At 66.9% G+C, this 11,929-nt stretch carries 10 protein-coding genes and 1 tRNA gene; 8 read left to right on the top strand and 3 right to left on the bottom strand.

Annotated elements, in window-relative coordinates; genetic code table 11:
• Nucleotides 1–67: 67 nt before the first annotated feature.
• The gene (locus tag HD601_RS04825; protein WP_221440535.1) at nt 68–664 is read right to left on the bottom strand and encodes a 5-formyltetrahydrofolate cyclo-ligase; all 597 of its coding nucleotides are present in this window, start codon (nt 662–664) and stop codon (nt 68–70) included.
• A gap of 67 nt (nt 665–731) precedes the next feature.
• Between HD601_RS04825 and galU the strand changes: the two genes are divergently transcribed.
• The 8 genes from galU to HD601_RS04785 all read left to right on the top strand — a co-directional run bounded on the left by galU (nt 732) and on the right by HD601_RS04785 (nt 6,282).
• Nucleotides 732–1,673, top strand: a complete 942-nt coding sequence (gene galU, locus HD601_RS04820) for a UTP--glucose-1-phosphate uridylyltransferase GalU (RefSeq protein ID WP_184819819.1) — start codon at nt 732–734, stop codon at nt 1,671–1,673.
• Nucleotides 1,674–2,900, top strand: a complete 1,227-nt coding sequence (glp, locus tag HD601_RS04815; RefSeq protein WP_184819817.1) for a molybdotransferase-like divisome protein Glp — start codon at nt 1,674–1,676, stop codon at nt 2,898–2,900.
• Nucleotides 2,901–2,947: 47 nt separating this feature from the next.
• Nucleotides 2,948–3,376, top strand: coding sequence for a cyclic pyranopterin monophosphate synthase MoaC (gene moaC / locus HD601_RS04810; protein WP_221440534.1), 429 nt, complete (start codon nt 2,948–2,950; stop codon nt 3,374–3,376).
• Nucleotides 3,373–3,864 (top strand): MogA/MoaB family molybdenum cofactor biosynthesis protein, encoded by a 492-nt coding sequence (locus HD601_RS04805; protein ID WP_184819813.1) that lies wholly within the window; start codon nt 3,373–3,375, stop codon nt 3,862–3,864. Before moaC ends, HD601_RS04805 begins: the two co-directional genes overlap by 4 nt.
• Nucleotides 3,861–4,478 (top strand): GNAT family N-acetyltransferase, encoded by a 618-nt coding sequence (locus tag HD601_RS04800; RefSeq protein ID WP_184819811.1) that lies wholly within the window; start codon nt 3,861–3,863, stop codon nt 4,476–4,478. The genes HD601_RS04805 and HD601_RS04800 overlap by 4 nt, the downstream gene beginning before the upstream one ends.
• A gap of 144 nt (nt 4,479–4,622) precedes the next feature.
• Nucleotides 4,623–5,255 carry a YceI family protein gene (locus tag HD601_RS04795; RefSeq protein WP_184819809.1) on the top strand — a complete coding sequence of 211 codons (633 nt, stop codon included), beginning with the start codon at nt 4,623–4,625 and terminating at the stop codon, nt 5,253–5,255.
• A gap of 93 nt (nt 5,256–5,348) precedes the next feature.
• Nucleotides 5,349–6,155 (top strand): divisome protein SepX/GlpR, encoded by an 807-nt coding sequence (sepX, locus tag HD601_RS04790; protein WP_184819807.1) that lies wholly within the window; start codon nt 5,349–5,351, stop codon nt 6,153–6,155.
• A gap of 51 nt (nt 6,156–6,206) precedes the next feature.
• Nucleotides 6,207–6,282: transfer RNA gene (locus HD601_RS04785), tRNA-Ala, on the top strand.
• A gap of 793 nt (nt 6,283–7,075) precedes the next feature.
• Here HD601_RS04785 and HD601_RS04780 read toward each other — a convergent pair.
• Together HD601_RS04780 and HD601_RS04775 are read right to left on the bottom strand one after the other, a co-directional pair.
• Nucleotides 7,076–9,685: a DEAD/DEAH box helicase family protein gene (locus HD601_RS04780; protein WP_184819805.1), complete on the bottom strand. Its 2,610-nt coding sequence runs from the start codon at nt 9,683–9,685 to the stop codon at nt 7,076–7,078.
• On the bottom strand, nt 9,682–11,826 hold the full coding sequence (locus HD601_RS04775; RefSeq protein WP_184819803.1) for a DNA methyltransferase: 2,145 nt from the start codon (nt 11,824–11,826) through the stop codon (nt 9,682–9,684). Before HD601_RS04775 ends, HD601_RS04780 begins: the two co-directional genes overlap by 4 nt.
• Nucleotides 11,827–11,929 lie beyond the last annotated feature (103 nt).

The following is an 11,929-nucleotide window of genomic DNA, read 5'->3' as shown; positions in this document are numbered from 1 at the left end:
GCCGGGCGACGGGTTCGATTCCGTGCGCGCCACCACCTGGTTCCGTGGCCGTCCACGGACGGCCAACTCAGCGCAGCCGCTGGGCTCCACTGGGGGTGGCGGCGGCGTCGACGGGGACGTCGTGCGGCTCGCGGGGGATCGGGATGTCGAGCACCTCGCCGTCGTGCAGCAGGACGCAGGTGAACACCGGTGGCGACACCGCGAGCTGGCGGGCCAGCACGCGGTCGTACGACCCGCCGCCGCGCCCCAGCCGGTGACCGTGCCGGTCGACCGCCAGTCCCGGCACCAGGAGCGCCGACGCCGACGCCACCGCCGCGGGACCCAAGCGGTCGCCGTCGGGCTCCAGCAGCCCGCGCGCGGCCGTGACCAGACCACGTGGTCCGGTGTACGCGGCCCAGTCGAGGTCGCCGTCGGGCAGCAGCACCGGCAGCAGCACTTCGACGCCGTCGTCGCTGAGCGCCTCGATGAGCGGGCCGGTGCCGGGCTCGCGGCCCACCGACACGTAGAGGGCGACGGTGTGCGCTCTGGCCAGCTCTGGAAGGGCCAGGACGACGTCGCGCAGGCCCTGTCCGGCCGCCGCGAGCGCCGTCGCGTCGAACTCGGAGCGGCGGGCGAGGATGCGCTCGCGCAGCGCCCGTTTGGCCTCGCGCACCGTCGTCGTCACGCCTTCACCGTATGCCGCCCGCACGTCGCCCTTCAGCCTGTCCGCCGGGCTTTGTAGGGTGACGCCCATGACTCCAGCGCAGACGGAACAGGGCGGACCGGCCGGTGCGGTGACGAAGGTGGTCATCCCGGTCGCGGGCCTGGGCACCAGGTTCCTGCCGGCCACCAAGGCCACGCCGAAGGAGATGCTGCCGGTCGTCGACAAGCCGGCCATCCAGTACGTCGTCGAAGAGGCCGTCTCGGCGGGGCTCTCCGACGTACTCCTGGTCACCGGGCGCAACAAGGACGCCATCGAGAACCACTTCGACCGCGCCTGGGAGCTCGAGCGCGCGCTGGAACAGAAGGGCGACCAGGAGCGGCTGCGGCGGGTCATGAAGTCGCAGATCCTGGGCGACATCCACTACGTCCGCCAGGGCGACCCGCGCGGCCTCGGGCACGCGGTCCTGTGCGGCGCGCTGCACGTCGGCGACCAGCCGTTCGCCGTCATGCTCGGCGACGACCTCATCGACCCGCGCGACCCGCTCCTGCCGCACATGCTCGACGTGCAGAAGCGCTACGGCGGCAGCGTCATCGCGCTCATCGAGGTCGACCCGTCCCAGGCCCACCTGTACGGCTGCGCCTCCGTCGAGCCGGCCGAGGACGACGTCGTGCGCGTCACCGACCTCGTAGAGAAGCCCGAGCCGGGCACCGCGCCGAGCAACCTCGCCATCATCGGGCGCTACGTGCTGCACCCCGCCGTCTTCGACGTGCTGAAGAGCACCGAGCCGGGGCGGGGCGGCGAGATCCAGCTCACCGACGCCCTCAAGACGCTGGCCGGCATGCCCGCCGAGGACGGCGGCGGCGTGCACGCCGTCGTGTTCCGCGGCCGCCGCTACGACACCGGCGACCGCCTCGACTACTTGCGCACCACGGTCAGCCTGGCCAGCGAGCGCAGCGATCTGGGCAAGGACTTCCGGGCGTTCCTGCGCGAGTTCGTTGCGCAGCTTCCGCCCGAGGTTAAGGATGACTAGGTGAAGCGTGTCGCCGACCATCTGTCCGACATCCTCGCGGCGGTCCGGCCGCTGAGCGAGCTGGACTTCCAGCTGCTCGACGCGCACGGGTGCGTGCTGACCGAGGACGTCATCGCGCCCTGGTCGCTGCCGCAGTTCGACAACACCGCCATGGACGGCTACGCGGTGCGCGCCGACGACGTCGCGTCGGCGACGGCGGACGAGCCGGTCTCGCTGCCGGTCGTCCTCGACATCCCGGCCGGCGACACCCGGGTCAACGCCATCGGCCCGGGGCTGGCGGCGCGCATCATGACCGGCGCCCCCATGCCGGCCGGGGCCGACGCCGTCGTGCCGGTCGAAGAGACCGACGCCGGCACCGCGCGCGTGCGCATCATGACAGCGGCGAAGCCCGGCGCGCACATCCGCCGGGCCGGCGGCGACGTGCACGAGGGTGACGTCGTCATGGGCGCGGGCACCTACCTGGGTGCGGCGCAGATCGGCCTGCTGGCCGCCGTCGGGCGCGACCGCGTCGTCGTCCGGCCGCGGCCGCGCGTCGTCATCATCTCCACCGGCAGCGAGCTGGTCGAGCCCGGCTACCCCCTGACCACGGGGCAGATCTCCGACTCCAACTCGTTCACGCTGACCGCTGCCGCGCGCGAGGCCGGCGCCGTCGCGTACCGCATCCCGCCCATCCCCGACGACAAGGACCGCCTGCTCGGCCTCATCGAGGACCAGCTGATCCGGGCCGACATGGTCATCACCACGGGCGGGGTCAGCGCGGGCGCCTACGACATCGTCAAAGAGGTCCTCTCGCAGCTCGGCACGGTCAAGTTCGACAGCGTCGCCATGCAGCCGGGCAAGCCGCAGGGCTTCGGCACCATCGGCGACGACCGCACGCCGATCTTCGCGCTGCCCGGCAACCCGGTCAGCGCGTTCGTGTCGTTCGAGGTGTTCGTGCGCCCGGCCATCCGCAAGATGCTCGGCTCGCCGCGGCTGCACCGCGCCAGCGTCAAGGCCGTCCTGCAAGAGCGGCTGCGCTCGCCCGAGGGGCGGCGGCAGTTCGCACGGGCGCGGGTGCAGACGGCGACCGACGGGACGCATCAGGTGCGGCCCATCGGGGCGCAGCACTCGCACCTCATGGGCGACCTCGCCTACGCCAACGCGCTGATCGTCGTGCCCGAGCACATCACCGAGGTCGCGGCGGGCCAGGTGGTCGACACCGTCCTGCTGGAACGGCGGCGAGAGTGACGTCGTCGTCGGGGTTCACGCACCTCGATTCCGAGGGTGCGGCGCGCATGGTCGATGTGTCGGCCAAGGACGTGACGGTCCGGACGGCGACGGCGTCGGGCCGCGTGCTGGTGTCGCCGGCTGTCGTCGCGGCGTTGCGAGGCGGTGAGGTGCCGAAGGGCGACGCGCTCGCCGTCGCGCGGCTGGCCGGCATCATGGGCGCGAAGAAGACGCCCGACCTCATCCCGCTGTGTCATCCGCTGGCGCTGCACGGGGTGGACGTGTCGCTGACGGTGCTGGATGACGCCGTGGGTGTGGTTGCTGTCGTTCGGACCGCCGACCGGACCGGCGTCGAGATGGAGGCGCTGACCGCCGTCGCGACCGCAGCGCTCACCGTCGTCGACATGGTGAAGTCGATCGACAAGGGCGCGGTCATCACCGACATCCGCATCGAGGAGAAGACCGGCGGCAAGTCCGGGACCTGGCGGCGACCATGAGAGCACTGGTCGTGACGGTGTCGACGCGCGCGGCCACGGGGGTGTACGAGGACCGCGGCGGGCCGTTGATCGTCGCGGCGTTGTCGTCTGCGGGGTTCTCCGTTTCGGGCCCAGTCGTGGTGCCGGATGGTGCTCCCGTCGAGGCGGCGTTGCGGTCCGGGGTCGCCGACGGCTATGACGTCGTCGTGACCACCGGCGGCACCGGGCTCAGCCCCACCGACTTCACGCCCGAGATGACCCGCCGCGTGGTCGAGGTCGAGGTGCCAGGCATCGCCGAGGCCATCCGCGCGTACGGGGTCGCGCAGGGGGTGCCGACGGCGGCATTGTCGCGTGGGATAGCGGGCCGGGCCGGTCGGACGCTCATCGTCAACCTCCCCGGATCGCCTGGCGGAGTGCGCGACGGCCTCGCCGTTCTGGTTCCGGTGCTGGGGCACGCGGTGGACCAGCTGCGCGGGGGAGACCACGTGGGTTCGGGAGGTGCGTCGTGAGGTCGCGGTCCACCAGGCTCGGCTGGCCGGTCGAGCTGCACGAGGGCCCCGTCGGGCTGCGGCCGCTGCATGCGCGCGACCTGCGAGTCTGGTCCGAGGTGCGCCAGCGCAGCGAGGCCTGGCTGCGGCCGTGGGAGGCGACGCCCCCGCCGCCGGCCGATCCGTACACGATGTCGTTCCGGCAGATGGTCCGGCTGCACTCCGCCCAGGCCCGCGCCGACGAGTCGCTGCCGTGGGCCGTCACGTACCACGGGCGGCTGGCCGGGCAGCTCAACGTCTCGAACATCATCTGGGGCTCGGCCCGCATGGGGACGATCGGCTACTGGCTCGACGTCGACCTCGCCGGCCACGGCATCATGCCCACTGCCGTCGCGCTGGGCGTCGACTACTGCTTCTTCGTCGCCGGCCTGCACCGGCTCGAGGTCAACATCCGGCCCGAGAACCGCGCCTCCCTGCGGGTCGTCGAGAAGCTCGGCTTCCGTGAGGAAGGATTGCGGCCGAAGCTCCTGCACATCGACGGTGAGTGGCGCGACCACCGCTCGTTCGCGCTGACCGCCGAAGAGGTCCCCGAAGGACTCCTGCGACGGTGGCGTTCGTCGCGTCTGGCCCCCTGAGCTGGTTGCTTGGTGGTGCGCTGACCAGCGCTGATCACTGTGGGTGACCGATTCCGGGCGATTCATCACGCTCTGTTGCTATCTGTCTGTGCGATTATTGATCGGTAGCGCATCGTTTGCTGATTGTTTCGTCTCGGGGGATTCATGAACGACTCGGCAGGTGTGCGGCTCTGGAACGGCGCCATGCTTCCGACGCCGGGCGTCTTCCAGATCGATGCCGCCCACACGACCGCGGGCTTCGTCGCCCGGCACCTGATGGTCACCCAGGTCCGTGGCCGGTTCGAGAAGGTCGAAGGCACCATTCATGTGGCCGAGGACCCGCTCGACTCGTCCGCGAACGCCGTCATCGAAACCGGCTCCATCACCACCGGCGCGGCCGAGCGCGACGCGCACCTGCGCAGCGGTGACTTCCTGGACGTCGAGACGTTCCCGAAGATGAGCTTCATCTCCCGCCAGGTCCACGGCGGCTCGTCGGGCCCCAAGTGGGCCACCGTCAACGGCCAGATGGTCCGCCGCCGCCGTGGTGGCGCCGGCAAGTTCATCTGTGTCGGCGACCTGACGATCAAGGGCGTGACGCGCCCGATCGAGCTCGATGTTTCGATTGACGGCGTCAAGGGCGACCCCTGGGGCGGCGAGCGGCTCGCGCTGTCGGCGACCGGCGAGATCGACCGCGAGGCGTACGGCATGACCTGGAACGTGGCGCTCGAGGCCGGCGGCTGGCTGGTGTCGCAGAAGGTCCAGCTCGAGATCCGGGCACAAGCGATCAGGATGACCTGAGGTCACTCTGGTCACACCGGTATCGTCCGTTACGGACGACACACCGGGTCAGGTCCAACGTGTGGGTTGTCTCGCACCGTAGCGTTTTGGGCCATGGGATACAGCGGCCTCATCTATGCGGCGATCGTCGCAGCGTGGGCCGCTTTTCTCGTGCCCAAGTGGGTGCGCCGCAACGAGGAAGTCGAGCAGGCCCGCTCGGCCGATGTCGAACGTGGGGTGCGCGTACTGTCGCCTCGCCGTGGTCGCCCGCCGCAGGCCCCCCACGGCGCCGTCGTGGTCCCCCAGCCGGCAGGGGCGGTCGTGACGCCGTCGGTCGATCGTGACGTCTTCGCAGAAGCCGCAAGGCGCCGCCGTCGCATACTCTCGCTCCTGTTGGTGCTACTCGTGGTCTCTGCGGGCTTTGTCCTCGTGGGCCGCGCGCAGGCATGGCTGCCAGCCGGCCCGGGAGTACTGCTCTTTCTCTTCCTCGTCGTCGCCCGCCGCGCAGCCGTCACCCAAGCCCGCCGCCAGCGGATCGACGCCCGCCGTCGTGCGGCCTCGCGCAAGCGCGAGGCCCGTCAAGGCGGCGTCGTGTGGACATCCGAAACCGTGACCTCCGAGGCCGAGGAAACCGCCCCACGTCGGTTGGTCCTGCCAGACGAAGTCACCGAGCCGGCTGCCGCAGCCGAGGGCGAATGGTCGCCGGTGTCGGTGCCGCTCCCGACCTATCTCACCAAGCCCAAGGCAACCCGCCCCGCGGCCCGGAAGATCGATCTCGGCCAGCCCGGTGCCTGGACCTCCGGCAGACTGGACCCGGCTTCGTCCATCCAGCTCCCCCACCGCGCCCCCGCCGAGCAGCCGGCCGAAACCACCTCCACCGACGAAGTGGTCGACGAGCCCCGCCGCGCCGTCGGCGACTGACTCCCGATTGGGTCTCGGGCCGGTCCGGATGGTAAAGTCGCGGACGTTCTAGGGGCTGTGGCGCAGCTGGTAGCGCACCTCGTTCGCAACGAGGGGGTCAGGGGTTCGAGTCCCCTCAGCTCCACCATGTGATGAGTCGGGACATCGTTCATAGTGGACGAAAGGCCTGGCCAGCGGCCGGGCTCTCGTTCTTCGCTGCGTTAGTAGCATTGGAGCCGACCCGCCGCGGCCATCAACGATGTCTCGACTCATCTAACAACGATGTCGTGAACCAACACACTCTCAGCCCCACAAAGTGATGAGTCGGGACATCATTTAAGGTTCGCGCGCTCGGCGAGCGGCCGGGCTGCCATTTGTTGGTTGCGCCAGTAGTGCGGTCGATGGTGTGGGCGGCGGGGAGTCCGCCGGGTTGACCGATGCCTCGGTCGCCGACGAGTAATGATCATGATGCTCAGCCACCGGATGCACTGCACGAGCACGAGCTCCGGATAGATCTTGCTCGGCATGACGCCTATCTTCCAACTCAGAAGATGCGGCATCCAACCCGGGGCGCTTCAACCTGCTGACGACGTCAGTGCCGATGACCGGGTGTGTGCGGTGGCCGCCAGAGGTAGCCGGTGGTGCTCGCCTGGCCATGCGAGGATCTGCACATCGCTGCCGTCGGTGAATGTCCAGCGGGTGAAGTCGGACTGCCAGGTCTCGTTGGGCTCTTCGGCGCTGAACCGGCGCTGGGACGCACGACGCGGCGATATCTGCGCCGTTCGTATCCGCAAGCCGCGCTGTCGCCCAGCTGGACCAGATGATTGGCGAAGCCACCCACGAGATGATGCGCAACCTCGGCGTCAGCGTTGCCGACACTGTTGAGCGCCTTGTGACGTCACTGACGGAAGACCTGGCCCGACTACATCGCCGTTTGGGCCCTACCAGCTCTCCGGCTCGTACATCACGCTAAAGTCGGAGCGGTAGAGTTCGATCGGCGGCTTCTTGCCGGCGAGCACGGCTTCCTGCACCATGCTGAGTTTCATGTCGAGGACTCGCATTCCGCTCGCAATCTCTGCGACGGCCTCGATGCGATGGAACAGGTCGCGGTAGTCTCGCGCGAAGCGCGCCAAGGCCCGGAGTTTGGTTGCTGCGTCATCGAGGTGATGACCGTGCGGGTCGACAATTGAGGCAACAATCTTGCCACCGATCTCATGGAAGAACACGAAGTCGGGGTGCATCGAGCGCCAGTTCCCGTCTTGGTCGCGGTACGCGATACCGAGGGAGTCGAACGCCGCGCGTGACGGATTGCGGTACCACCCGCGCGCGTCAGGACGGGAGATCTCGGCGAGCACTACCTTGCGTTCCCACTCGTTCAGGTCGGTGAGTGGGAACTGACCGTCATCGTCCGACATCAGGTGAAGAGGTGCCAGCGGCGCAACAGTGAGCTGGCCGTATTCATCCTCGACCGAGAAACCCTCGATGCGGGTGCGCGGTGGCCGCAACGACCCGAGTTGTGGCTCGGTCGCCATCGCGCGAATGTCCTCGTATTCCTGCTGGCGTACGTCGGGAAGCCTCTTGATTGCGACGCGGTATTTGGCGAACAGCCTGTCGGTGAGTTCGAGCGCCTCGGCGTCAACCTTCTCGCGTACCTCCTTCACCGAGGCCAACGCGGAGGCACGAACATACGCCTCGCGGAGGCCGTCATCGTCGGTGTCGGGGTCGTCTGGGCCGGCGACGTGGTTGACGTACGACTGGGCGATATCCGACCCGAACGCCCTTTTCGCCGACTCGAACCCGGTTCGAATCGCGCGGTCGTCGGCCCGCTCGATGAACTCGTCATAGGAGAGCCCGCCCTTGCCATATCGGCCAGAGATCTCCTTTACGTGAACGTCCCAAACTTCCTGGACCGCCGCTTCGAGCTGCCTCGCGTAGCGGGTGGCGTACGCGTCGAGGATGCGGTGAAGCTCCTCTTCGACCTCCTTGAGCGCTCCCGGACGTAGCGCGTCGGTGGACAGCGCCTGGGCGAGTGCCACGAGACGCTTCATTGGCCTCGCTCCGCGCTGTGGAAGTGTTTCCGTGGGCAGTGTCTGCCACAGGTCCCAGACGGCCTTCGGGACGTTCGGGTTGGGCAGAAGCTCCTTGCCGTCGATGATGGCCTTCTTCTGTGCCCCGGGGATCTCCTCGAGCTCGCCCGTCAAGAACCGCACCACTTTCACAGCAGTCGTGCGGTCGAAAAAGGGGAGGATGCAATCGACCGCGTTCAAGCGCTCGTCACCTGGTACTCGGCGTGCAAGCGGACTGCGAACCATGCGGCCCAGCAGCTGCGTTATGTGAGTGTCGTCCTTCGCGGGCCGAAACGAAACCAGCACCTCTGCCCTTGGGCAGTCCCAGCCGGTGGAGATCGCGTCCTTGGCGACAAGCACTCGCACCTGATGCGAGTCCTGGACGCGCTGCGGTTCGATCCAGTCCACCTCCCACGCGCCAAACTTCTGTGTGGAGTGGTCACCGAGAACGTGCCGGATCGAGTTTGCTCGTAGTTCCGGGTATTCCGCGAAGATCGTGTCGAGCGCCAGCCCGACGTGGTCGTGGTCGGGCGTATTCGGGGTCTGCAGCACGAGGAGCGGGCGAACCGTCTCGTGAAGGCCCTGGGCATGCGCGTACGCCGCCCAGCGCTCGGCCGAGTCCTTCAGCTTGCGCGCCGCCCGGCGCACCAGCACCGAGTCAAAATTGCCGACCTCGTCGGGAATGTCGAGGACGAGCGTATCCTTCACGAGACCCGACTCTTGCACCCGGACGGGGTCGACGAGTATCGGCTTCAGCGTTTGGCGGTTCTTGGTGGCCTCGGCTTGCTTCATCGCGTTCTCGAAGTGGGCGATCGTCGCGGAAATGCCCCACACGATTGGGATGGCAGGCCGCACCCTAGTGCCGTTCACGAGTTTGCGGACGATCGTCGGCTTATCCGATGTGTCCTTTGAGTTGAAGCCGCGGTGCGCCTCGTCGAGCACGAGGTAGAGCGTGAGCTTCGGGTCCTCGATCGTGTTCGCGAGCGTCTCCCAGATCGTCCAGCCCTGATCGTCGGGGGTGGGCTGAAACGCGGCAAGCTGGCCGCCATTATCGGAGGACTCCACATACCCCCGGGTGAGTTTCGACGTTTTCGTGAGCTTTTGGGTGTTGAGGAAGTACACCTTGCCCGGGTCCAGTCGAGGGTGCGCAAACGGCGGCTCAATGTGTACGAGGTTGGAGTGCGTGAACTTCTCAGACGCCTGGATAAGGCGGTTGAATGTCTGCTTGTTCAGGTTGGGGTCGTCGGAGAACCAGAGCACAACAGCGCCGGGGTCGGGCGCGAAGTCGAACGAATCGCTGCCCCAGAACAGTGCCTCAATGGCGGCGGCTGCCATCACGGTTTTACCGGCCCCGGTCGTCGCGGCGAGGGAGAACGACGAGCGAACTGGCGTCATTGACTTCTTGTACAGTGTGCGCGCCGACGCGAGGTTCTGCAGGATCTCTTCGACGGCGTCGGCTTGGTAGTCCTTCAGGGTGAACTTCACAGTGCGCCCCTCCCGGATTCGATCTCGAAGTTGCGCAAGTACGCCTCGTACAGGCGCACTGGCTCGACCTGGTCGGGGAGTTCTTGAGACACCGACTCGAACAGCCGGTCCTCGTCCGTGACGATATAGACAATCCTAGCGTCGTCGTTTTCCGCCACCGCTTTGAGGAAGTCCTCGGTGTGGTCGAGTTCGGCGAGCACGCCGTAGGTATCGGCGACGTCCCAGCCCTTGGAGATATCGTCGATTTGTCGACCGCACGACCCGGCCCGGAGCCAGAGAAGGGGCGCGATTCTGGCGAACTCGCGGTTGCTAGCCACGCGAAGCGGCGCCTCATAGGTCAGGGTGAAGAACCCGACGTTCTCCTCCAGCCCGTCGGCCATCGGGAACTCGTCAGTGAACTTGTAGTCGCCCTTGATCGGCTGGCCGTCGGGGGTTCTGCCGGTGATTGCGGCCTGGATGCGCGGCTTGGTGATGTACTCGCAGATCCCCCGTTGCTCCCACTTCGGATCACCAGGGCGAAGCCCGCCTCCTCGCAATGACCTCTGCTCGGCAGCGGCAACTTCATTATTAGTGATGCAGATGGAACGGCGCCTACCGCCGTCTTGCTTATTCAACCGCATTACGGCATGAGTGGTGGTGCCGGATCCAGAGAAGTAGTCGATAATCACGGCTTCAGGCTTTTCTCCCACAAAGAAACGAAGCGAGTCCTCGACTGCGTACAGCGATTTGGGGAAAGGAAATCGTCGATCTGGGACGAAGCGCGTCAGGAGTGCCGTTCCGTGCGCGCTCGCATCGTGCGAATCCATAAGCCACATCGTCTTTGGGCGTCGGCTGTTGCTGTTTGCTCCGGTGACTCGCACGCGGCCATCTGGCTCAAGACCAACGACCTTCAACTCGCCTGATGCAATACGGGATAGATCGCCGCCTTTCAGATACACAACGGAACCAGATCCCGTGTCTCTGTTCGCGCTCCGAAGAGCAGCAGTTCCGGCGGCGAGCTGCTCGCGAAGGCGATCGGGCGACACCTGCCATCGTCCTTCTTCGCCGCGCGGGTCGAGTGGCCAGACTGCAAAGGTCCCGTTAGGGGGGTGGTGGGCCGAACGGTGCGCGTCAGGAGGCAGGGGTTCTCCTACTGAAACCAACGTGCCGTCGAGCTCCGAGACATGGAGCGGATAGAAGCCGTTCGGCCGATGAGACCGGCGCCAATCCGTGCTTCCTCGCCGCCGCAGCCCGTGCCAGGTCACCATCGCTGCCTGCGGTTCGGGAATGGCCCCATCCCGGAGCATGTCAGTGGCATGAGAACTAGGCCCGGAAGTACCTAGCATGACGAAGAAGATGTACTCTTCGACCCGAGAGAACTCACCGGACCTCTGCGACCCGCTGGGCTTGATTGAACTCGTCACCATCTGGACTTTTGCTTCGGGGAAGACCTGTTCGAGCAGCAGGCCCAATCGCAGATACTCCTTCTCATCGATCGTCACGATGAGGACGGAGTCGTATGGGTTGAGGAGCTCCTTAGCGAGAAGTAGGCGTCGCTCCATAAATGCCAGCCACTTGCTGTGGCGGTAGAGATCATCGCCCTCAACATAGTCGTTATTGTACTTCCAGTCCTTCGCGCCGGTGTTGTAGGGCGGGTCGATATAAATCGCGTCGACCTTGCTGCGATGGGTGAACAGTAGCACCTGAAGCGCGTGGTAGTTCTCGGCGTTGATGACGGTGTGAAATGGCTTGTTACCGCCACGCTCGACCTTGCCGGTGGAAACGAGACCTGGATAGATCGGATCACGAAACTCCGCAACGACCACGAGGCCATCAACTGCAGCAGTCGTCTTTGAGGCGTCGCTTCGGTCGAGGGCTTCAAGAGACGCGGTCGGTGTGCCGGAAGCTCGGTCGATCTTGACGACCTGCCAGAGCTTCTCGTGCGCCTTCGTCGGTACCTCGCAACGCAGCGGAAGGACCCGCACCTTGTCACCCTTGCGGACCTTGCGCCCGGGGAGCTCGACGACCTCGGGGACGTGGCGCTCGAAGTTCAGGCCGAAGGCTCGGCGATCCGCGAGGGCGGCCACCTCTCGTTCGAGGTCGGCGGCGAGGGCCTCATCTGTCGCGCGAAGCTGACGCAGCAGGTCGCTGATCCGGGACACGACTCTCCTTCATACGGTGACGGCCAAAGCTTGCCACGGCCCCCCGACAGATCCAGGTGTCTCTCGGAGGCTCGGCGGTACCCTCGTGCTATCGAACGAGGAC

The organism is Jiangella mangrovi (assembly GCF_014204975.1).
Lineage (GTDB): Bacteria > Actinomycetota > Actinomycetes > Jiangellales > Jiangellaceae > Jiangella > Jiangella mangrovi.
The sequence above is the reverse complement of the archived record's forward strand: the minus strand, read 5'-3'. Positions and strand labels throughout refer to the sequence as shown.

Coding starts and splice junctions, on each gene's coding strand:
- galU (WP_184819819.1), top strand. CDS start 732: ATGACTCCAGCGCAGACGGAACAGGGCGGACCGGCCGGTGCGGTGACG.
- moaC (WP_221440534.1), top strand. CDS start 2,948: ATGGTCGATGTGTCGGCCAAGGACGTGACGGTCCGGACGGCGACGGCG.
- HD601_RS04805 (WP_184819813.1), top strand. CDS start 3,373: ATGAGAGCACTGGTCGTGACGGTGTCGACGCGCGCGGCCACGGGGGTG.
- HD601_RS04795 (WP_184819809.1), top strand. CDS start 4,623: ATGAACGACTCGGCAGGTGTGCGGCTCTGGAACGGCGCCATGCTTCCG.
- sepX (WP_184819807.1), top strand. CDS start 5,349: ATGGGATACAGCGGCCTCATCTATGCGGCGATCGTCGCAGCGTGGGCC.